Below are 20,754 nucleotides of genomic sequence, written 5' to 3'. Positions count from 1 at the left end.
TCATTTGGTGCCGGTTACCCAGCGGTTTGTCGTAACGCGACCACACTATTCGTGGTGCAGTGTGTTGCCGTCGCGTTGCGACCGACAAACGATCCCATGCATGGATTCGCAAGACCCACTCTACGCATGCAAACATCGGACGCAATCGAACAAAGCTGGATTCACCCTCGCCACAATATGGTTGCGATCCGGATGTTGCAGATTCAGCACACAGATCGAAACCACCTGTTAAGACTTCTGAAGAGGCTCTTAAAAGAGGCCTGAATTCAGGGGTTTCCGCCGTCACAATGGCGCGAGGGGCCCGTCGCAGGCAGGGATTTGACACACGTACCCCACTGCCCGACACATGGCACAACCGTGACCGACTTGTGGAGGAGTGACTATGACATCGAACGGATTCGCCCTTGTAACCGGGGGCACATCGGGCATCGGCAAGGCCGTCGCGCTGGGACTGGCGAAGGCCGGATGGACGGTGACCATTTGCGGACGGCGTGCAGAGCTCCTCGACGAAATCACCCGCGATGGACAGGTCGATGGAGCTGTTTGCGATGTGACTCGGCCTGAAGAGGTCGCGAATCTCTTTGCAGGGATTCGGGAAAAGCAGGGCCGCCTTGACCTCGTGTTCAACAATGCCGGGCGTTTTGCGCCGGCAAAGCCGTTTGGCGATCTGGACGTCGCGACCTGGCGCGAGATGATCGATACGAATCTCAACGGCGCCTTCTATGTGGCCCGTGAAGCTTTCCGGCTGATGCGCGAACAAGACCCGCAGGGCGGGCGCATCATCAACAATGGCTCGATCTCGGCCTATGTGCCGCGGCCGCAGGCGGCGTCCTATACAACCTCGAAGCACGCCATCACCGGACTGACCAAGGCGATCTCGCTCGATGGGCGCTCCTACAATATCGCCTGTGGGCAGATCGATATTGGCAATGCGGCGACGGATATGACGAGCCAGATGAACTCGGGCTCGCTGCAGGCCAATGGCTCGATGATGCCGGAGCCGACCTTTGATGTGACGCATGTCGTGGAGGCCATAACCTATATGGCCGGGCTGCCGCTCAGCGCCAATGTGCAGTTCATGACGGTGATGGCAACGAACATGCCCTATGTGGGAAGGGGATAGCTCGCCGCACACAAGGCAGCTACCATTCGAGCACAGCTCTCATGGCCTTCTCACCTCAAATCGCTCCACCGGAGCGATTTGCCCTGCGGGACGGGTCGAAGTGTGCAGTTCATGACGGGTGATGGCGACGAACATGCCCTATATCGGGCGGGGTTGATCCCCGCCCAAAGGGTTCTGCCTCAGGCGTGAAAAACTTCTACGCCGTCGATCCAGGTTGCCTTGACCTGTCTGTCATCGGACAGGTGTGCAAAGCTGCCTACGGCGCCACGCTGTAGCGTGCCATAGGTGGCTTCGATGCCCATGGCTTCGGCGGGATAGAGCGAGGCCATGCGGAGGACTTCGTCGAAATCGAGCCCGATGGTGTCGACCATGAAGTTGACGGCATCGATCATGTCGAGATCGGCGCCGGCCAGTGTGCCATCGGCGAGACGCAAGGCGCCGTCGGCGCGGGTGATGGTCCGGCCATTGAGCGTCAGGGTCTGGATGTCGGTGCCGGTCTGCGACATGGCGTCGGTGACAAGGAAGATCTTGCCTGGGCCGCGCTTGGCGCGAAGGGCCGCCCCGATGCTGGCGGGGTGCACATGGATGCCGTCGGCGATGAGGCCGGCAAAAGCTTTGGGGTTGTCGAGCGTAGCGCCGACAACGCCGGGCTCGCGATTGCCCATCTGGCTCATGGCATTGAAGAGATGCGTCGACATGGTGGCGCCGGCTTCGAAAGCCGCCATGGCGGTCGTGTAGTCGGCGTCGGAATGGCCGATGCTGACCACGGCGCCAGCTTCGGAGAGAACAGCAATCTGCTGCGGGGTCGCCGTTTCGGCGGCGACGGTGCAGATGAGATTGGGCAGCGTTTCAGCGGCGCGCTTGAGACGGGCGAGATCGGAATCGTCAATGGGGCGGATCAGGGCCGGATCGTGCGTACCCTTGCGCGCCAGCGACAAGTGCGGGCCCTCGAGGTGCAGTCCGATGAAGCCCGGCACGCGAGCCTGTTCGGCTGCGAGGCCTGCGGCGATGGCCTTCTCGTTAACCTCGGCCGTATCGGTGATCAGCGTCGGCAGGAGCGCCGTGGTGCCGAACTGGGCGTGGGCCGCGCAGATGGTGCGGATGGCGTCGAGCGAAGTGTCGTTGTTGAAGAGGATGCCGCCGCCGCCATTGACCTGCAGGTCGATGAAGCCGGGCACGATCATGCCGCCGTCGAGGGTGACGCGCTCGGCATTGGCCGGAATTTCGCTCGCCGGGGCGATGCCGGCGACATAGCCGAACTCGATCAGCAGGGCAGCATCGTCATGCCAAGTGGCGCTGTCGAAAATGCGGGCGCCAGTGATGGCGAGAAGGTCGCTCATACCGTTTCCGTGACTTTCTTGAGGGCCGGTGGCACGTCGGGATTGAGACCGCGATGGCGGGAAAGCGCCTCGACGAAGCCATAGAAGGAGACGATCAGCGCCAGCGGGTCGGTGATCGGGTGGCCGGTGGTCGCAAACGGAAGCGGCTTGGCAGCGCCCGGACGGGTGCTGGTGAGGAAGGCGAGAGCGCCCTGCCCTGCGAGCTTGTGGGCCATGTCGGCAACCGAGGCTTCGGCGGCGTCGCGCGCGGCGAGGCCGAGCACCGGATAGCCCGGGGTCACGATCGCGACGGGGCCGTGCATGACTTCGGCAGCGCTATAGGACTCGGCCTGGATATTGCAGGTTTCCTTGAATTTCAGCGCGGCTTCGTTGGCGATGGCAAAGCCCGGGCCGCGGCCCAGAACATAGAGCGCATTGTGGCCATCGAGGGCGGTGATCAGTTCGGACCAATCGCAGGTAACGGCCTTGGCGAGGCTTTCCGGCAGGGCGGCAACGGCGCGGGCGAGATCAGCATCGCCGCTCCAGCGCGCCAGCAGCGCAAGGCCAGCGACCACGGAGGTCACAAAGCTCTTGGTGGCCGCGACGCTCTTTTCGAGGCCGGCATGCAGATCAATGGTGAAATCGCTGGCTTCGGCAATGGGCGAGCCGGCGGTATTGGTGATGGCGATAGTGGTCGCGCCGCTGCGACGGGCCGACTGGGCCATGCCGACAATGTCGGGGCTCTTGCCGGACTGGGAAATGGCGATGGCCACGGCGTTGGAAAGGCGCAGATCCTTGCCGTAGATCGAGGCGATGGACGGACCGATGGACGCAACCGGCAGGCCGAGCGTCAGCTCGATGGCATATTTCAGATAGGCCGAAGCGTGGTCGGACGAGCCGCGGGCCACGGTGACGACAACGGACGGATCGACTTCGCGCAGGCGAGCGGCGGCGGCGTCGAGGGTCGGAGCAGCTTCGGTGAGGAAGCGGGACACAACCTGTGGGATTTCATCCACTTCGCGGCGCATATGCGTTTGGTTGGTCGTCATTTGATCGCTCCATTGACAGGTGCTTCGCCCAACCGGAGCTCGGCGACGAAGTCGTACGTATCGCCCCGATAGATGGAGCGGGTGAATTCGATAACGCGGCCCGAAGCCAGGTAGGACGTGCGCTCGATATGAAGGCCCGCGGACCCGACCGGCACCTGCAGCAAGTGCGCATCATCGTCGTTGAGATGGGCAGCGCGGATGCGCTGGATGGCGCGGACTGGGCGATTGCCTGAGAGATCGAGGTGCCTGTAGAGCGAATCCCCGATTGCTGCTGGATCAGGCAGGATCGAACCGGAAAGGCTGGCGCGCTCTATGGCAAGCGGCATGTCGCCAGTGAGACGCAGGCGCGAAATGCGCGCGACCTTTTCGCCCGAGGAAAGGCCGAGAATGACCGTCTCTTCCGGCGACGGAACATAGAGGCCACGATCGAGCCATTCGGCGCGCACGGCCATGCCGCGGCGGGCCATGTCTTCGGTGAAGGAGGTCAGCTGCGACAGCGACTGCTCGACGCGTTGCGTGGCGGGGGCAACAAAAGTACCCGAGCCATGGCGCTGCACGAGCACGCCTTCCTGCACCAGATGCGACACGGCCTTGCGCACGGTGACGCGCGACACGTCGACTTTTAGCGCCAGATCGCGCTCGGACGGCAGGGCATCGCCGGGATTGAGGGCGCCACTCTTGATGGCTTCTTCTACCCAGCGCTTGAGCTGGAGATAAAGCGGGCCACCCTGCGGCAGGGTAACAGGGCGATCGGAAAAGAAGGTTTCATATGTCTCGGACATGTTTTTCCTCCTGTTCTCTGTCATAGTCGGGGCTCAGACTTCGGGCGGGACCTCCCCGCGCACATGCTCAACCACAATACCAATAAAATACCATTCGCACGATCCGGTTTCCAGAGTGCTCAGTCCAAAGCGCAGGCGCGCTGGACATTTCTCAACAAAAACTTGGGTCCGACGACAAGCGGGTTATGGCCTGAGGCGTCCGGCTGGACAAGTGGTATTTTTTTGGCATTATCCGGCCAAGGAGTTTCTTATGGCCGAAAGACAAACCGAAAAGCGCCACGCGGCAGCCCAGGGACTGGAATTGCGGTCGCCGACCGAGATTCTGACGCTGTTGGCGGCTGGCCAGGCAGACGCGGCAAAAAGCGTTGCGACGGCCGTCGATGCCTTGGCCGATGGCGCTGTGCTTGCGGCCGCCAGTATCGAGGCTGGCGGGCGTCTGATCTATGTCGCAGCGGGCAGTTCGGGGCTGATGGCGCTGGCCGATGCGCTGGAATTGCCGGGAACCTATGGCATTGCTCGCGAACAGATCGTGGTGTTGCTGGCCGGCGGGCTCGACTCGCTGGTGAATATGCTCGGTGGGCCGGAAGACGATGGCGACGCGGCGAAGAAGGCCATTGAGGACCTCTATCTTGATGCCCGGGACTGCGTGATCGCGCTGACGGCGAGCGGGCAGACGCCTTTCCCGGTTTCGGCTGTTCTCGCGGCCAAGGCGGCAGGGGCGAAGACCATCGGGTTTTCGAATAATGCCGGCGCGCTGATCCTCGATATCGCCGATGTTGGCGTTTGCTTGCCGACGCCGCCGGAAGTGATTGCCGGCTCAACCCGCATGGGTGCCGGCACGGCGCAGAAGATCGCGCTCAATATGCTGTCGACGCTGATGGCCATTCACCTTGGTCACGTGCATGACGGGTTCATGGTCAACGTCATCGCGGACAATATCAAGCTGCGCGAACGGGCGCGGGGTATCGTCGCGTCGATCTCGGGGGCCAGCGAAGACCGCGCGGCGGCAGCGCTCGAAACGAGCGAAGGTGCGGTGAAGCCGGCAGTGTTGCTGGCGGCGGGGGCTGAAGACCTTGGCGCGGCAGAGGCGATGCTGGCCGAGCACAAGGGACGGTTGCGGCTGGCGCTCGCGGCGCTGCGGAGCTAACTCAGAAGACTCCGCCAGGACCACCGCATTATCCTGGATCGTCACCACCGGGCGTGTCCCGGTGGTCCATGCGGAGGCGAGGTGGATTGCCGGGACAAGCCCGGCAATGACGACGATCAAGAGAGCGGCGCCTGGGGCGGGAATACGGACGACTACTGAACCAGCTGATTGGCGCAGCGGAAAACCGGCGCGCTCGACAGCGTTTTCGCGTCCAGCTCCACCGGCGATTGCACAACGAATGTCTTGCTCTGCCCTGGCAGCAGGGTCACCAACATGTCGTCGACCGTCGCGTCTGGATGGATGCGGTCGACGAAAAAGCAGAGGTCCTTGATCAAGGTCTTGGCTGTCACTGTGACCCTGTAGCCATCCGAAGCCTTCTCAACCTTCAGGTCGAATTGCGGCTGCGGCAGGTTCAGGGCGATGTCTTCGGCAAAGTAATGAAATGCCGTGCTGTCGTGCATGGTGGCGACGAGCAGTTCGTTGGCATTGTCGCCCACCGCTGCGACGTCGGCCGGAATCGCGAGTTCGGCTGCCGAGAGCCTGTCGGCGCAGAGGCGCCAATGGGTCCATTCGGCCAGAACCGTGCCATCGAAGCGCAGGCGCTTTATTGTGACGGGTCCACGCCAGAACAGGGTGCGTTCGTTGACCGCCACGACGCTGAGACCCTCGCCGCGTGGCTGGATAGTAAGCAGATGCGGGTGATAGACGGCGCGCAGGGCGTACCAAAGCGGCTTTAGCCGCCCATAGCCGTCGATGGCGGCCCATGAGGTGACGGGCCAGCAATCGTTCAATTGCCAGACGATGGTGCCCATGTTGCGACCACGATGGCTGCGCATGTGCTCGATGCCGAATTTGATGGCGCGAGCCTGGTTGAGCTGGGTGACGAAATGCCAGTCGTCCATATTCTTGGGTTCGGGCAGATGGCCTTTCAGGCCGCGCAGCAGCTTGTCGTTGCCGATGGTCGCCTTCTGGTGGTGCCAGACGCCCGGCGAGGTCGGGGTGAGCGGATTGTCGTGCACCGATTGGGTGAGCGTCGCCCAGGTTGGCGGCGCCTGCCAGCCGAATTCGGAGCAGAAGCGCGGGACGCTATCTGCATAGTGCTCGTAGCCGATTTCGTTCCAGACGTCCCAGAGATGGGTGCAGCCATGAGCGGGATCGTTGGGGTGAATGTCCATCGAGCCCGAATAGGGGCTACCGGCCCAATAGGGGCGCGTGGAGTCCAGTTCGGCGACGAGGCGCGGCAGGAGATCGAGATAGTAGCCGAGGCCCCAGGTGCGATTCTTGAGCACGTCCTGCCAGCCCCAATCGAACCAGCCCCAGATGTTTTCATTGTTGCCGTTCCAGAGGACCAGCGAAGGATGCGGCATGAGGCGGACGATGTTTTCGCGCGCTTCGGCTTCGATCTCGGCAGGCAGATCGCCCTCTTCGGGATAGGCGGCGCAGGCGAAGAGAAAATCCTGCCAGACGAGCATGCCCTGCCGGTCGCATTCTTGGTAGAAGGCTTCGGTTTCGTAGATGCCGCCGCCCCAGACGCGGAGCATGTTGATGTTCGCGGCCTTGGCCTGGGCGATGCGGGCGGCATAGCGCTCGGGCGTGACGCGCGGCAGGAAGCAGTCGTCGGGAATCCAATTGGCGCCGCAGATATAGACCGGTACGTCGTTGATGATGAAGGCGAAGGGCGTGCCTTCTTCATCCGGGGTCGTATCGAGGCGCAGGGAGTGGAAGCCGATGTCGCGCTGCCAGGTGTCGAGCACGGTTTCGGCATCGAGCAGTTCGACGGCCAGCGCATAGAGCGGCTGATTGCCGAGACCGGTGGGCCACCAAAGTTCGGGTTTTTCGACGGTGATTTCGGCCGAACCGACGGGGGCCGTTATGGTCTCGCCGGCGACGCTGATGCGGAGGCTCAGATTGGCCGCGTCGCCCTCGACTTCGGCGTGGATGCAGACATGTCCGTCGGCGCCCGCGAGGGTGACTTCGGGACGGATCGAGCGCAGGCGAGCTTTTGACCACGATTGCAGCGAGACGCCCTGCCAGAGGCCCGATGTGACGACCGTCGGACCCCAATCCCAGCCGAAATTGCAGGCCATCTTGCGCATCAGATTGGCCGGACCGGGATAGTTGTTGGGGCGCGGCTCGTAGATTTTGTCGAGGGCTTCGCCGCGCTTCCAGGCGGATTCGAAGCTGACCGCGAGGTGGTTTTCGCCGGGGCGCAGGTGTTCGCGGACCAAGAAGCGGTAGCTCCGGTTCATACTGGCGGTTTCGCCGAGGAGCACGCCGTTGAGCGTGATAGTCGCGAAGGTGTCGAGACCAGCAAAGACGAGGTCTATGTTTTCTGCGCCGTCATCGGACCAGTCGAAGGTCGTCTCGTAGCGCCAGTCGCAGCGGCCGACCCAATCGACTGATATTTCGTTGAGGTCGAGATAGGGATCGGGGATCAGTCCGGCGGCGAGAAGATCGGTGTGGACGGTGCCGGGCACCGTGGCCGGAATGGCCTCGGGAAGGCCGGGGCGAGCTCCCTGCCCGCCAAGACAGGTCAGCGTCCAGTTGCCATCGAGCGCTCGATCTATGCGCGACATCCCCAACTCCTCCAGAGAACGGCGCTTCCATACAACAGAAGTTTCGTGCCGCGAGAAATTTTCATCGCAAAATGTCGAATGCACGTTGGGCGCTTCGTCGTTTGGGCATATCAATCTTAAATGCCTGGGAGCAAAAGATGAGCACCGACAACACTATCGATGGGGAACGCGACCTCGTTCTCACCCGCCTGATCGACGCGCCGCCATCGGCCGTCTATCGCTGCTGGACCGATCCGGCGCTGATGGTGCAGTGGTTTGCGCCAAAGCCCTGGAGCACGCCGCGGGCGACGGTCGATCTGCGCGCTGGCGGCGCCACCGAAGTGGTGATGGCCGACGAGGCGGGCAACGAATATCCCAATCCCGGCCAGTATCTCGAAGTCGTGCCGAACAAGAAGCTGGTCTTCACCGATGCCTATGTCGGCGACTGGAAACCGTCGGGAAAACCGTTCTTCACCTGCACGCTGACCTTTGACGATGAAGGCGGCAAGACGCGCTATACCGCAGTCGCCCGGCACTGGGCCAAGGAAGACAAGGAAGCCCACGAGAAGATGGGTTTTCACGAAGGCTGGGGGCTGTGTGCCGCGCAGCTTGAGGAAGTCGCGAAGACGCTTTGAGGTCAGTTCATCTTCCGCGGCGTCATTCCCGCGAAAGCGGGAATCCCTGTTCCAAAACGGAGATCCCCGCTTTCGCGGGGATGACACTGTGGGGTGGAGAGATTGTTAGGAGCGAAGGCCGAAGCACCGCGCCTAGCCGCGAACCAGCAAAATCGACGGCTTGTCGTGGTAGGAGACGGTCTTCCCCTCCACATAGCCCAAGCGCTGCGCCAGCCGGAGCGAGGGCGTGTTTTCCGGGTCGATGAGGCAGCAGGTGCGCCTCATGTTTTGGGCATCTGCCCAAATTAGCAGTGCCGTGAGCGCCTCGGCGGCAAAGCCTTTGCCGTGATGGTCGGGATGGAGCACCCAGCCCGCTTCAGGGTCCATCAGTGGCGGGTCGATGGATCGGTGAAAGTCGGCGAGGCCGAATTCGCCGATCATGGCGCCGGACTGTTTTTCGACAACGGCAAAATAGCCGTAGCCGAGCAGGTCCCAGTGGCCAGCATAACGCAGAAGCCGCGACCACACCTCTTCCGGCGTGCTGGGGCGACCGCCGATATAGCGGGTGACCTCGTCATTGCCCCAGAGCCAGCAGCTCGCCTCGAAATCGGAGACCTGATGGCGGCGAAGCAGCAGGCGCTCCGTTTCGATAACGGGTGACATCAGCCGGCGGCGACGGCCGTACGCGGCATTTCCGAGAAAATCTCGGCCTTGCCATTGCGGATGATGACGATTTCTTCGAGGCGCAGGCCAAACTTGCCCTGCAGGTAAATGCCCGGCTCGATGGAGAAGACCATTCCTTCGTCGAGCACGGTTTCGCTGGTGCCAGTGATATAGGGCGCCTCGTGCACGTCGATGCCGAGGCCGTGGCCGGTGCGGTGCAGGAAGTTGGGGCCGTAGCCGGCGGCGGTGATGACATCGCGTGCGGCCTTGTCGACGTCGCTGGCGACGGCACCGGGCTTGGCTGCGGCGATGGCGGCTTCCACGGCGCGGTCGATGATCGAGTGGATCTGGCCATAGCCTTCGGGCGCCGACTGGAAATAGCCCATGCGGGTCATGTCGGACGGGTAGCCGTCGAGGCGGCAGCCGGTGTCGATCAGCACGGCATCGCCGGCCTTGAGCTGCGTCGAGCCGGTGTGGTGGTGCGGGAAGGCGCCATTGGGACCGAAGCAGACCGAGCAGAATTCGGTGGTGGCGCCATTGGCCTTGTAGAATTCGCCGATGAACTCAGCGACTTCCACCTCGGTCATGCCAGGCTTCAGCGCGGCGAAGGCAGCGGTTACGGCGCGGTCGTTGAGGAGGTGAGCCGCCTTGATGAGCTTATATTCTGCTTCGTCCTTGCGCGAACGCAGGTAGCCGACCGTGTCCTGGGTGAAGCGGCGCTTTGCACCCGGCAGTGCGTCGAGCAGCAGTAGGGCGAAATCGGCGCGCATGGTTTCGTCGAGCACGACCGACGGGTTTTCGCGGGAAATCCCGGTTGCTTCGATCAGTTGTTCGAGCGCGGCGCTCGGACCCTCGGCATCGGCCCAGGGGAAGAAGGGCAGATCAGTGTGCTGGCGCGAGGAATCGACATTGAGCGCAGGCATCAGGAAGCCGGCATAGGTCTGGCTGACCAGCAGCATGACGGGACGCTCATCGCCATGGGGAGAGAGATCGGCCAGCCAGCGCATATGGCTCGAAGGGCCGATGGCGACGAGATCGGTGGAGGTCTCGGCCATGCGGCGACGGAGATTGGCCATGCGGGTGGTGAGCGTGGAGTTCATTGTCGGTCTCAAACTGGTTTTGGGCTTTGAAGCCCTTCACCCTAACCCTCGTCATTGAGGGCTAGGGTGAAGGGCCGGAGGAAAGAGCGGAGCCGAGCGGGAGGAGGATGCCCGGCTCCGCAAGCGGCGACCGAGGGACAATCGCCGCCGTGGGTGACCGCAGGCTTTGGCCCCGCGGTCGTGTTTGGAAAGACTACTGCTTGGTCACGAGACGGTAGTAGACGAAGTCCGAGTTCGAACCGTTCACATAGCCTTCGACATTGTTGGCCATGGCGATCTGGAGAGCCGCCTGGAACATGATGACGATCGGGCTTTCGGCCTGAACCTTCTTCTGCAGGTCGACATACAGCTCGTTACGCTTGGCCTGGTCGGCTTCAGCAAGAGCGGCGTTGACTTCGTCGTTCATCTCGGCCGGCACGGCCCAGGCGTTACGCCAGGTCGTGGTGGCGGTGTAGTTGTCGTCCGCATTGTTCGAATTGTAGGCGAAAGCCTTGGCATTCGAGTGCGGGTCCATGAAGTCCGGGCCCCAATAGAGCAGCATGGCCTGGTGGGTGCGTTCACGGTACTTCGTGATCACCTGAGCACCGGTGCCGGGCAGGATTTCGAAGTTGATGCCGGCTTCGGCAAAGCCAGCCTGCAGCGACTGGGCAATGTCGGTGAACGGGGTCGAGTTGATCACGTCGAGGGTGACGTTGATCGGCGTGGTGATGCCGGCGTCAGCCAGGATCTGCTTGGCCTTTTCGACGTCGTAGGAATACGGCGTCTCGTCATAGGAGCCGGGGAAGCCCTTGGGCCAGAAGGCCTGGTGCTTTTCCATCTGGCCCTTGAGGAAGGTCTCGGTCATCCCGTCATAGTCGACGAGGTAACGCGCAGCTTCCCAGACCGCCGGCGGGGTCAGCGATTCCGTCTTCTGGTTGAACGACAGGAAGTGGACGGCAGCCTGCGGGTAGGATTCGACCTTCACCGTGTCAGCCGGCAGACCCGAGATCTGGTCCGGGGTCAGGTTCTTGGCCATGTCGACGTCGCCCGAGGTCAGCAGCAGCTGCTGGGTCGCGGCTTCGGCAACGTGACGGATGAGAACCTGCTTCATGGCCGGAGCGCCATCGAAATAGGTTTCGTTGGCGGTGAGGCGAACGAGTTCAGCCGGACGGTAGTCGGTCAAGACGAACGGGCCGGAACCAGCCGAGTTGGTGTTGAGCCAGGCATTGCCCCAGTCTTCGCCGGTCACATGCTGGGAAACCAGCACTTCGTCGACGATGGCGGCCGGACGGGCAGCGAGTACGTTCAGCACGAAGGCCGAAGCGAAGTCGCCGGTCCACTTCACGGTGACAGTGTTGCCGTCAACGGTGACCATCTCGTCGATGTTTTCCGGGGTCCAGCCGAGCTGGGTCAGGATGAAGGCCGGGGTCAGGTTCAGCGCAATGACGCGCTTGAAGGAATAGTGCACGTCTTCGGCGCGGACCGGGTTGCCCGAGGCGAAGGTGGCGCCTTCGCGCATGGTGAAGGTCAGCGACTTGGCGGCTTCGTCGGCAGTCCATTCCGAAGCAAGGCCGGGCGCGAGAACGGTGGTGTCCTCGGCAGCATACTGCACCAGGTGGTCATAGAGGTTGGCGTTGATTTCGCCGGCCGAGAATTCATAGGCCTGTGCGGGATCAAGCGCGACGATGTCGTCGATGTTCTGGGCAATGACCAGGGCATCGGCCGGGGTCGCGGCGTAGACGGCGCCAGCTGCCAGCGGCAGGCTGAGCGCGGACGCCAGAAGGGCGGCGCGGAAGAGTTTCATGTGCGTTTCTCCTTTGAAGTGACTTTTTTTCGAACCGGCTTGTTGATGCCGGGTTTTGCTTTCGCAACCACCTGGCGCGACGGACGCGCCGTGGAGCGGAAGAGTGCGAGCGTGCCGGTCCAGAGGAGCTTGGCAGGCTGATCGGTGTGATTGGCCCAGGAATGGGGGCGGTTGCCGCGGAAATGGAGGCTATCGCCCGCGTTCATCACCATCTCCTCGCCATCGAGGCGCTGGGTGATGGCCCCTTCGAGCACGTAGAGGATTTCCTCGCCCTCATGCGACACCGTTTCCGACCGATAGCCGGGCGGCACGAGCATGATGAAGCTTGAAAGCTGGTTGCCGGGGAAGTCGGCGCCGAGACGCTCGTAAACGATGGACGAGCCATCGAGCGAGAAGCGATTGCGATCCCCTGCCCGCGTCAGCGCATTGTGCGGCGCCGGGGCGGAAACGAAATATTCAATGGAAACGCCGAGGGCCCGCGCGATCTGGGCGAGCGTGCCCAGCGAGGGTGTGGCATGATCGCGCTCGACCTGGCTGAGATAGCCCACCGAAACCTCGGCCACGGCACCCAAATCCATCAGCGTCATATGCTGCTGTCGGCGGCGCGCACGGATGAGCGCACCCACCTTCGGGTGCCCCTGCTCCACTTCTGCGAGAGCGCTCTGTGCCATCCATCCCACCAAAATTTTTTTGATATAAGCAAAGTTTCTTGTATGGTGAAAGGGAAATGTGAAGGTTTTGCAACCTGCAGGTAACTGATCCTGCGGCGATAAAACCCTGTTATTACAAGAGGATTTCGTGTGACGACTGAACAGCCGGCGCTGACCTCGCCACCGCCAGAAAAACTATCGGGCAAGCGTACAAGACGGCAGATCGGGGCCGTCGCGACCTTTCTCGTCACGCTTTTCCTCACTTTTCTGGGCCTGCTGGCGATCACATTTTTCATCGGGCGCGTGATCCCGATCGATCCAGTGCTCGCCGTGGTGGGCGACCGCGCGACGCAGGCGCAGTATGACGCGGCCAAGATTGCCATGGGGCTCGATCAGCCGCTCTACATGCAGTTCGTCACCTATGTGGGCAATGTCTTCACCGGCAATCTCGGCATGTCTGTGTCCACTGGCCGTGCCGTCGCCGACGATCTCAGCCGCTTCTTCCCGGCTACGTTCGAAATGGCGACGCTGGGCATTCTCATCGGTGTTGCCATCGGCGTGCCGCTTGGGGTGACCGCTGCGGCGCGGCAGGGAACGTGGCTCGATCAGGCCATCCGCGTCGTGGGCCTGCTTGGCTATTCCGTGCCGGCCTTCTGGCTTGGGCTTGTCGGTCTCGCAATCTTCTACGCCCGACTGCGCTGGGTTGGCGGACCGGGTCGTCTCGACATCTTTTACGACGGGCTCGTTACGCCCATCACCGGCATGATCCTGATCGACAGTCTCGTGCAGGGCGAGATCGACATTTTCTGGAACGCGGTCTGGCACATCGTGCTGCCGGCGTCGGTGCTGGGCTTTTTCAGCCTCGCCTATATCGCCCGCATGACGCGCAGCTTCATGCTCGATCAGTTGAGCCAGGAATTCGTCACTACGGCGCGCGTCAAAGGCGTGCCCGAGCGGATCGTCATCTGGCGCCACGCCTTCAATCCGATCCGCGTGCCGCTGATCACCGTTATCGGCCTTTCCTATGCGGGCCTGCTTGAAGGTTCGGTGATGATCGAGACTGTCTTTTCCTGGCCCGGCATTGGCAATTATCTGACAACGGCGCTGCTCAATGCCGACATGAATGCCGTGCTCGGCTCGACTCTGGTCATCGGCGCCGTCTTCATCGTCATCAATAAAGTTTCGGACGTGCTCTACCGCGTCCTCGATCCGAGGGCTCGCTGATGACCTCGATTTTTCAACAACCTCAGGTCGTCACCCTCGGGCTTGACCCGAGGGCTCTGCACTTTGCTGTGCTCAATCAAGTACAGTCCCCTCGGGTCAAGCCCGAGGGTGACGCGCGGTGTGAGAATCTGGAGCACGCACTATGACCACCCGTGACTGGCTTCTCGCCGACTCCCCCACTTCGCGCTGGCAGGCCAATGCCGGCCGCGCTTATCGGGTGTTCACCGCCCTCCTCCGCAATCCGCTTTCGGTGCTGGGTGGGGTCATCATCCTCGTCCTGCTGCTGACGGCCCTCTTTGCGCCGTGGATCGCGCCGTTTTCGCCTACCGGGCAGAACCTGAGCCAGCGCCTGTTGCCCCCCTCGGGCGTCAACTGGATGGGCACGGATGAGCTTGGCCGCGACATTTTTTCACGTGTGGTCTGGGGTTCGCAGATCACCCTGACCATCGTGTTGCTGGTGGCGCTGATCTCTGCTCCGCTGGGCCTCCTCATCGGCGCCATCTCCGGCTATTTCGGTGGTTGGGTCGATCGCGTGCTGATGGGCTTTACCGACATCTTCCTATCGCTGCCAAAACTGATCCTGGCGCTGGCCTTCGTGGCGGCCCTCGGGCCCGGCATCAACAATGCCATCATCGCCATCGCCATTACCTCCTGGCCGGCCTATGCGCGTATTGCCCGCGCTGAAACACTGACCATTCGCAATGCCGAATACATCTCGGCCGTGCAGCTGGCCGGTGGCGGGCCGATCCGCGTGATCGTGCAGCACATCCTGCCGCTTTGTACCTCGTCGATGATCGTGCGCGTGACGCTCGACATGGCGGGCGTGATCCTGACTGCGGCGGGCCTCGGCTTTATCGGCCTTGGCGCACAGCCGCCGCTGCCCGAATGGGGCGCGATGATTTCGCGCGGCCGTACCTTCATTCTCGATCAGTGGTGGGTCGCGACCATGCCCGGCTTTGCCATCATCATCGTCTCGCTCGGCTTCTGCTTCCTCGGCGATGGCCTGCGCGACGTGCTTGATCCCAAGAGCGAGGGCAAATCATGAGCACCCTCCTCGAAGTCGAAAATCTTCGCGTTTCGTTTCCGACCCATTCCGGTCGCGTCGAAGTGGTGAAGGGCCTGTCCTTCACCCTCGGCCGCGAGCGGCTGGGCATTGTGGGCGAGAGCGGTTCGGGCAAGTCGATGACTGGACGCTCGATCCTCAGACTCATCCGCAAGCCGGGCGAAGTGACCGCCGACAAGCTGCGTTTCGAGGGGATCGACATCCTCGACCAGAACGAAAAGCAGATGCGCGCCATTCGTGGCGCCCGCATTTCCATGGTTATGCAGGACCCGAAATTCTCGCTCAATCCGGTGATGACCGTGGGCGAGCAGATCGCCGAAGCGCTGGTGACGCACCAGAAGCTGGGCCGCAAAGAAGTGCAGCAGCGCATCATAGACATGCTTGTTGCCGTGCGCATCAACGATCCCGAGCGCGTGGCAAAGCTTTATCCGCACGAGGTTTCGGGCGGCATGGGCCAGCGCATCATGATCGCCATGATGCTAATCCCCGAGCCGGAACTGCTCATCGCCGACGAGCCGACTTCGGCGCTCGACGTTTCCGTGCAGGCGCAGGTGCTCGACATCATCGACGACCTCGTGACCCGCAAGGGCATGGGCCTGATCCTGATCAGCCACGACCTGGCGCTGGTGAGCCGCTATTGCGACCGCATCCTCGTGATGAATGCCGGCCGCGTGGTGGAAGAATGCGCCGCGGGGCAACTCGACAAGGCACAGCACCCCTATACGCGGGGCCTGCTGGCGGCCATGCCGGTGATTGACGAAACACGCGACGAATTGCCGGTGCTCGACCGGACACAATGGGCGGGCACATGAGCGCACTTACCCTCAAAAACCTCGACATTTCCTATGGCGACACCAAGGTCGTGCACGGGGTAAACCTCGACGTACCGGAAGGCGAAAGCTTTGCCCTGGTGGGTGAAAGCGGCTCGGGCAAATCGACGATCTTGCGCGCCATTGCCGGGCTCGCGCCCGAATGGACCGGCGAGATTTCGGTGCTGGGCAAGCCGCGCACCCATGGCGTTGATCGCAACGTGTCGCGCACCGTGCAGATGGTGTTCCAGGACCCCTATGGGTCGCTACACCCGCGCAAGACCATCGACTCCGCCCTCTCCGAACCGCTGGCCATTCACGGCATCGGCAATCGTGGTGAGCGGGTTGAAGCGGTGCTGAAGCAGGTCGGTCTCGACCAGCGTTTTCGCTTCCGCTTCCCGCACCAGCTTTCGGGCGGCCAGCGCCAGCGTGTCGCCATTGCGCGGGCGTTGATGCTCGAACCCAAGGTTTTGCTGCTCGATGAGCCGACCTCCGCGCTCGACGTTTCGGTGCAGGCAGAAATCCTGAACCTCCTCAAGCGCCTGCGTCGGGAACAGAACCTCACCTTCCTGATGGTGACGCATAACCTGCCCGTCGTGAGCTTCCTCTGCGACCGCCTCGCCGTGATGCGGCACGGGAAAATCGTCGAGATTGCCGACGTCGCCCAGCTCAAGCAGGGCGACCTCAAGGAGCCTTACTCGCGCGAATTGCTCGCCGCGACGGCCGCCTGATATTTCATACTAAGGACTATTCGAATGCCTGACCATTCCGCCGCCCTCGCTGCTTTTGACGCAGCCATTGCCGAGGCCAAGGGTGTCGAGGCGGCTTTCGCCGCGCTGCAGACGCTGACCGAAGCCACCGTAGGCGTGAAGCTTTTTACCTACATGACCGTCGACATGGCCAATGAACTGGCCCGCCGCGCCTATACGAGCGATGCCGTCAGCTACCCCACTTCGGGCACCAAGCCGATCCATTACGACGCCTGGTTCGACATCGTGCACAAGCAGCACGCCTATTTCGTCGCCAACACCATCGAAGACATCGCCAAGGTGTTTCCCGACTATGAGCTGATCAACTCGCTCGGCTGCCAGTCGGTGGTGAACATGCCCGTCATCCTCGGCGGCGAACTCGTTGGCACGGTCAACATGCTGCACGAGACGGATTTTTACACGCCGGAACGTGTTGCCGAGATTAAGGCCGTGCTGTCGATCCCGGCGAAGCTCGCTGCGGCGGTTGCTGCGCGCTGAAGCCGACGTTCACATAGAAGAGATAAAAGGGCCCGTGGTGATTACCACGGGCCCTTTTTTGTTTTGAGCTTCACACTAGGCTACCCCACCCCACGGTGTCATTCCCGCGAAAGCGGGAACCCCTGTTTTAGGAAACGGAGGTCCCCGCTTTCGCGGGGATGACACAGTGGAAGAGAGGAAAGCCCTCAGCTCGCCGTGGCGATCAGGGTCGCGTTGCCACCGGCCGCCGTGGTGTCGATGCAGACGTGACGTTCGTGCTGCAGGCGGGCGACGTCCTCGGTTGAGGTCAGCACCGGCAGGATCGGGCCATCGCGACCCGCAAGCGTCTTGCGAATTGTCGACAGCGTCGCGTCATCGCCGAACCAGGCGACGGCGTCGAAGGTGGTGGCGACAGCAAGCATATCCTTGTCGAGCGAGGCGACCAGCGGCACGCAGCCGGCCTGTCCGGCCATGACCTTCTGGGCCGAGATGTCGGCTTCGGTCGGGCCAAGGCACAACAGGGTGCCGCGGGGGGAAACGTGCAGCACATTGCTTTCGCCCGTTGGGCCGGGCAGCGTTTCGGCAGCTGGCTGCAGGCCGGAATGGCCCTTGGTGAAACGCGCCACATAGTGCGGGCCACCGGCCTTGGGGCCCGTGCCGGAGAGACCTTCTCCACCAAAGGGCTGGGAGCCGACGACGGCGCCGATCTGGTTGCGGTTGACGTAGATATTGCCGGCGTGAACAGCGGCCGAAACCTTCTTCACGCGGCTCGAAATGCGGGTGTGCATGCCGAAGGTGAGGCCATAGCCGGAGGCGTTGATGGCGTCGATGACGCTGTCCAATTCGTCAGCCTTGAAGGTCGCGACGTGCAGCACGGGCCCGAAGATTTCTTCCGGAATTTCCCCGATGCCACCGACCTTTACGACCGTGGGCGCAACGAAGGTGCCAGCGGCGGGCGCCTTCATGGCGTGAATCACCTTTGCCTTGTTAACATCCACATAGGACTGGATTTTCTTGCGCGCGGGCTCGTCGATGATCGGGCCGATATCGGTGGCAAGATCCCAGGGATTGCCGAGGGTCAGTTCGTCCATCGCGCCCTTGAGCATTTCAATGGTCCGCTCGGCGGCATCTTCCTGCACATAGAGAACACGCAGCGCCGAACAGCGCTGGCCGGCCGACTGGAAGGCGGAGGCGAGGATATCGCGCACTGCCTGTTCGGGCAGCGCGGTCGAGTCGACGATCATGGCGTTGAGACCGCCGGTTTCGGCGATCAGCGGCGCCTTGGCGTCGACATGTTCGGCCATGGCGCGATCGATGCGATGGGCGGTCGGCAGCGAGCCGGTGAAGGCGACGCCGGCGATACGCGCATCCGAAGTCAGCGCGGTGCCGACGTCGGGACCGCCCGGCATGAGCTGGATGGCGTCGGTCGGGATACCGGCTTCGTGCATCAGCTGCAAGGCGCGGAAGGCGATGAGCGGGGTCTGCGGCGCCGGCTTTGCCACCACCGGGTTACCGGCGACGAGCGCCGCAGCGATCTGGCCGGAGAAGATGGCGAGCGGAAAATTCCACGGCGAGATGGCGACAAAGGGACCGCGGGCGGCGGCGAGCGGCTTGGTCTCGGCTTCGGCTGCGTAGTAGCGCAGGAAGTCGACGGCTTCGCGGACTTCGGCGATAGCGTCCGCCCACGACTTGCCGGCTTCGCGGGCCAGCAGAGCGAAGAGTTCGGCGCGGTTGGCTTCGTAGAGGTCGGCCGTCTTGCGCAGGAGTTCGGCGCGGGTGCCCACGGCCGTCTGCGACCACTTGCTGGCGATGGCGGCAGAGATCGCTGCAGTCACGCCCTTGGCTGAGGCGGAAACGACCTGGCCAACAATGTCAGTGGGGTCAGCCGGGTTGATGACCGGGGTGGTCTCGTTCGAAGCCTCGGCGACCGGCAACGGCGTTGCCAGCCACTGGGTCTTGCAGAAGCTTTCGCGGGCAGCTTTGACGGCGCCAAAGGCAACCGGGTCGGTCAGGTCGAGACCAGCCGAATTGCGGCGCGCACCGAAGACAGCGTCGGGCAACGGGATGTTCGGGTTGGCAAAGCCATCGAGCGCCAGGAGCTTGGTGATCGGGTCTTCGGCGACCTTGGCGGCCGGAATGTCCTCGTCAGCGATCTGATAGACGAAGGAGCCATTGGCGCCGTTTTCGAGCAGGCGACGCACGAGATAGGCCAGCAGATCCTTGTGCGGACCGACCGGCGCATAAATGCGCGTGGTGGTGCCATGATTGGTGCGCAGCACTTCGTGCAGGCGCTCGCCCATGCCGTGGAGGCGCTGGAACTCATAGGTGTCGTTGAGGCGGCCGGCCTCAGCGGCGAGATGCAGCACGGCAGCGGCCGTGTGTGCATTGTGCGAGGCGAACTGGGGGTAGATGCGCTTCTTGGAGAACAGTTTTCGTGCCGCAGCGATGTAGCTGACGTCGGTGATGGCCTTGCGGGTGTAGACCGGGAAGCCCGGCAGGCCGAGAACCTGGGCGCGCTTGATTTCGGCGTCCCAATAGGCGCCCTTCACGAGACGCACCATGATCTTGCGATCGTACTTTTCGGCCGTCGCTTCGAGCCAGGCGATCAGCGGCAGCACACGCTTGCCATAGGCCTGCACGACGACGCCAAAGCCTTCCCAGCCGGCGAGCTCGGGCGTTGCCAGCACGGCCTCGATGATTTCCATCGAGAGATCGAGACGGTCGGCTTCTTCGGCGTCGATATTGAAGCCCATATTGGCTTCACGGGCGGCAATGGCCAGTTTCCGAGTCGCATCAACGAGTTCGGTAAGAACGCGCTCGCGCTGCGCGAACTCGTAGCGCGGATGCAGCGCCGACAGTTTTACGGAAATACCGGGATTGTCGCGCACGGCCGAGGAGTTGCAGTGCGGGGCCAGGGTCGCGATGGCGTCGGAGTAAGCCTTGAAATAGCGCTCAGCGTCTTCGGCGGTGCGGGCGGCTTCGCCCAGCATGTCGTAGGAATAGCGATAGCCCAATGACTCCGGCTTCTTCGCATTGGCGACGGCTTCATCGATAGTGCGGCCGAAGACGAACTGGCTGCCGAGGAGGCGCATGGCTTGGCCGACCGCGGTACGGATAACCGGTTCGCCCAGGCGCGCAATGGCGCGGTGCAGCGCGTTCTTGGGGCCGACTTCAGGATCGCCCAGCACGTCGGCGGTCAGGTTCAGCGCCCAGGACGAAAAATTGACCAGCGTGTTCGACGAGGAGCCAAAGTGGCTGGCCCAGTCGGAACCGCCGACCTTGTCGTGGATCAGCGCATCGACGGTTTCAGCGTCAGGCACGCGCAGCAGCGCTTCGGCCAGCGACATCAGCGCCACGCCTTCGTCGGTGGCAAGACCATATTCGGCGAGGAAGCTCTCCATCAGCCCGAGCTTGTTGCCCGTGCGGACTGATGTCACCAGCTTCTCGGCATGGCCCGAGATGGACTGGCGTTGGGCCGCGTCGAGGCCGGTGGCTTCGATCAGCTGGGGCACAAGGATGTTTTCATCCGCATAAATGCGGTTGCGCATGGTGTCGCGGAAGGCGGTCGTGTCGGTCATGGAAGAGCACTCAAAAGCGTTGCCTTAAAATGCCAGAAGCCGGGAAGTCGTTTCGCCTATTTGTATGGC

17 protein-coding genes are annotated in these 20,754 nt (G+C 62.6%); 8 read left to right on the top strand and 9 right to left on the bottom strand.

Going from position 1 to position 20,754, the window contains the following annotated elements; genetic code table 11:
* Nucleotides 1-382 precede the first annotated feature (382 nt).
* A complete protein-coding gene (locus ACSQ2A_RS04385) occupies nt 383-1,123 on the top strand; it encodes an SDR family oxidoreductase (protein ID WP_436071234.1) in 741 nt (246 codons plus the stop codon).
* 179 nt (nt 1,124-1,302) lie between these two features.
* On the opposite strand, the gene nagA is transcribed toward ACSQ2A_RS04385, so the two are convergent.
* From nagA to ACSQ2A_RS04370, 3 genes are read right to left on the bottom strand one after another with little or no spacing between them, the layout of a single operon-like run.
* Nucleotides 1,303-2,463, bottom strand: a complete 1,161-nt coding sequence (nagA, locus tag ACSQ2A_RS04380; protein ID WP_436071233.1) for an N-acetylglucosamine-6-phosphate deacetylase — start codon at nt 2,461-2,463, stop codon at nt 1,303-1,305.
* Nucleotides 2,460-3,491 (bottom strand): SIS domain-containing protein, encoded by a 1,032-nt coding sequence (locus ACSQ2A_RS04375; protein ID WP_436071232.1) that lies wholly within the window; start codon nt 3,489-3,491, stop codon nt 2,460-2,462. Before ACSQ2A_RS04375 ends, nagA begins: the two co-directional genes overlap by 4 nt.
* Nucleotides 3,488-4,273, bottom strand: a complete 786-nt coding sequence (locus tag ACSQ2A_RS04370; protein WP_436071231.1) for a GntR family transcriptional regulator — start codon at nt 4,271-4,273, stop codon at nt 3,488-3,490. The genes ACSQ2A_RS04375 and ACSQ2A_RS04370 overlap by 4 nt, the downstream gene beginning before the upstream one ends.
* A gap of 250 nt (nt 4,274-4,523) precedes the next feature.
* Between ACSQ2A_RS04370 and ACSQ2A_RS04365 the strand changes: the two genes are divergently transcribed.
* A complete protein-coding gene (locus ACSQ2A_RS04365; protein ID WP_436071230.1) occupies nt 4,524-5,420 on the top strand; it encodes an N-acetylmuramic acid 6-phosphate etherase in 897 nt (298 codons plus the stop codon).
* 152 nt (nt 5,421-5,572) lie between these two features.
* Here ACSQ2A_RS04365 and ACSQ2A_RS04360 read toward each other — a convergent pair whose 3' ends face one another.
* Nucleotides 5,573-7,996, bottom strand: a complete 2,424-nt coding sequence (locus tag ACSQ2A_RS04360) for a glycoside hydrolase family 2 protein (protein ID WP_436071229.1) — start codon at nt 7,994-7,996, stop codon at nt 5,573-5,575.
* A 137-nt stretch (nt 7,997-8,133) separates the two neighbouring features.
* Between ACSQ2A_RS04360 and ACSQ2A_RS04355 the strand changes: the two genes are divergently transcribed.
* Nucleotides 8,134-8,610: an SRPBCC family protein gene (locus ACSQ2A_RS04355; protein WP_436071228.1), complete on the top strand. Its 477-nt coding sequence runs from the start codon at nt 8,134-8,136 to the stop codon at nt 8,608-8,610.
* 132 nt (nt 8,611-8,742) lie between these two features.
* Here the strand turns inward: ACSQ2A_RS04355 and ACSQ2A_RS04350 are convergent, their stop codons facing one another.
* From ACSQ2A_RS04350 to ACSQ2A_RS04335, 4 genes are all read right to left on the bottom strand, one after another.
* The gene (locus tag ACSQ2A_RS04350; protein WP_436071227.1) at nt 8,743-9,252 is read right to left on the bottom strand and encodes a GNAT family N-acetyltransferase; all 510 of its coding nucleotides are present in this window, start codon (nt 9,250-9,252) and stop codon (nt 8,743-8,745) included.
* Nucleotides 9,252-10,352: a M24 family metallopeptidase gene (locus tag ACSQ2A_RS04345; RefSeq protein WP_436071226.1), complete on the bottom strand. Its 1,101-nt coding sequence runs from the start codon at nt 10,350-10,352 to the stop codon at nt 9,252-9,254. Before ACSQ2A_RS04345 ends, ACSQ2A_RS04350 begins: the two co-directional genes overlap by 1 nt.
* A 193-nt stretch (nt 10,353-10,545) precedes the next feature.
* Entirely contained in the window at nt 10,546-12,135 is a 1,590-nt protein-coding gene (locus tag ACSQ2A_RS04340) for an ABC transporter substrate-binding protein (RefSeq protein ID WP_436071225.1), read from the bottom strand.
* The gene (locus ACSQ2A_RS04335; protein WP_295410270.1) at nt 12,132-12,806 is read right to left on the bottom strand and encodes a helix-turn-helix domain-containing protein; all 675 of its coding nucleotides are present in this window, start codon (nt 12,804-12,806) and stop codon (nt 12,132-12,134) included. Before ACSQ2A_RS04335 ends, ACSQ2A_RS04340 begins: the two co-directional genes overlap by 4 nt.
* Nucleotides 12,807-13,007: 201 nt before the next feature.
* Between ACSQ2A_RS04335 and ACSQ2A_RS04330 the strand changes: the two genes are divergently transcribed.
* The 5 genes from ACSQ2A_RS04330 to ACSQ2A_RS04310 all read left to right on the top strand — a co-directional run bounded on the left by ACSQ2A_RS04330 (nt 13,008) and on the right by ACSQ2A_RS04310 (nt 17,128).
* Nucleotides 13,008-14,009: an ABC transporter permease gene (locus ACSQ2A_RS04330; protein WP_436071632.1), complete on the top strand. Its 1,002-nt coding sequence runs from the start codon at nt 13,008-13,010 to the stop codon at nt 14,007-14,009.
* 142 nt (nt 14,010-14,151) lie between these two features.
* A complete protein-coding gene (locus ACSQ2A_RS04325; RefSeq protein ID WP_035081519.1) occupies nt 14,152-15,054 on the top strand; it encodes an ABC transporter permease in 903 nt (300 codons plus the stop codon).
* Nucleotides 15,051-15,884 (top strand): ABC transporter ATP-binding protein, encoded by an 834-nt coding sequence (locus ACSQ2A_RS04320; protein WP_436071224.1) that lies wholly within the window; start codon nt 15,051-15,053, stop codon nt 15,882-15,884. Before ACSQ2A_RS04325 ends, ACSQ2A_RS04320 begins: the two co-directional genes overlap by 4 nt.
* Complete coding sequence (locus ACSQ2A_RS04315) at nt 15,881-16,612, top strand: ABC transporter ATP-binding protein (protein WP_291420552.1); 732 nt, start codon at nt 15,881-15,883, stop codon at nt 16,610-16,612. The genes ACSQ2A_RS04320 and ACSQ2A_RS04315 overlap by 4 nt, the downstream gene beginning before the upstream one ends.
* A gap of 24 nt (nt 16,613-16,636) precedes the next feature.
* Entirely contained in the window at nt 16,637-17,128 is a 492-nt protein-coding gene (locus tag ACSQ2A_RS04310) for a GAF domain-containing protein (RefSeq protein WP_436071223.1), read from the top strand.
* 185 nt (nt 17,129-17,313) lie between these two features.
* Here ACSQ2A_RS04310 and putA read toward each other — a convergent pair whose 3' ends face one another.
* Entirely contained in the window at nt 17,314-20,685 is a 3,372-nt protein-coding gene (gene putA / locus ACSQ2A_RS04305) for a bifunctional proline dehydrogenase/L-glutamate gamma-semialdehyde dehydrogenase PutA (protein WP_436071222.1), read from the bottom strand.
* Nucleotides 20,686-20,754 lie beyond the last annotated feature (69 nt).

This window comes from Devosia sp. LjRoot3 (assembly GCF_964252865.1).
Taxonomy (GTDB): Bacteria; Pseudomonadota; Alphaproteobacteria; order Rhizobiales; family Devosiaceae; genus Devosia.
This window is presented reverse-complemented; position numbering and strand designations above follow the sequence as displayed.

Coding starts and splice junctions, on each gene's coding strand:
- ACSQ2A_RS04385 (WP_436071234.1), top strand. CDS start 383: ATGACATCGAACGGATTCGCCCTTGTAACCGGGGGCACATCGGGCATC.
- nagA (WP_436071233.1), bottom strand. CDS start 2,463: ATGAGCGACCTTCTCGCCATCACTGGCGCCCGCATTTTCGACAGCGCC.
- ACSQ2A_RS04375 (WP_436071232.1), bottom strand. CDS start 3,491: ATGACGACCAACCAAACGCATATGCGCCGCGAAGTGGATGAAATCCCA.
- ACSQ2A_RS04370 (WP_436071231.1), bottom strand. CDS start 4,273: ATGTCCGAGACATATGAAACCTTCTTTTCCGATCGCCCTGTTACCCTG.
- ACSQ2A_RS04365 (WP_436071230.1), top strand. CDS start 4,524: ATGGCCGAAAGACAAACCGAAAAGCGCCACGCGGCAGCCCAGGGACTG.
- ACSQ2A_RS04360 (WP_436071229.1), bottom strand. CDS start 7,996: ATGTCGCGCATAGATCGAGCGCTCGATGGCAACTGGACGCTGACCTGT.
- ACSQ2A_RS04355 (WP_436071228.1), top strand. CDS start 8,134: ATGAGCACCGACAACACTATCGATGGGGAACGCGACCTCGTTCTCACC.
- ACSQ2A_RS04350 (WP_436071227.1), bottom strand. CDS start 9,252: ATGTCACCCGTTATCGAAACGGAGCGCCTGCTGCTTCGCCGCCATCAG.
- ACSQ2A_RS04345 (WP_436071226.1), bottom strand. CDS start 10,352: ATGAACTCCACGCTCACCACCCGCATGGCCAATCTCCGTCGCCGCATG.
- ACSQ2A_RS04340 (WP_436071225.1), bottom strand. CDS start 12,135: ATGAAACTCTTCCGCGCCGCCCTTCTGGCGTCCGCGCTCAGCCTGCCG.
- ACSQ2A_RS04335 (WP_295410270.1), bottom strand. CDS start 12,806: ATGGCACAGAGCGCTCTCGCAGAAGTGGAGCAGGGGCACCCGAAGGTG.
- ACSQ2A_RS04325 (WP_035081519.1), top strand. CDS start 14,152: ATGACCACCCGTGACTGGCTTCTCGCCGACTCCCCCACTTCGCGCTGG.
- ACSQ2A_RS04320 (WP_436071224.1), top strand. CDS start 15,051: ATGAGCACCCTCCTCGAAGTCGAAAATCTTCGCGTTTCGTTTCCGACC.
- ACSQ2A_RS04315 (WP_291420552.1), top strand. CDS start 15,881: ATGAGCGCACTTACCCTCAAAAACCTCGACATTTCCTATGGCGACACC.
- ACSQ2A_RS04310 (WP_436071223.1), top strand. CDS start 16,637: ATGCCTGACCATTCCGCCGCCCTCGCTGCTTTTGACGCAGCCATTGCC.
- putA (WP_436071222.1), bottom strand. CDS start 20,685: ATGACCGACACGACCGCCTTCCGCGACACCATGCGCAACCGCATTTAT.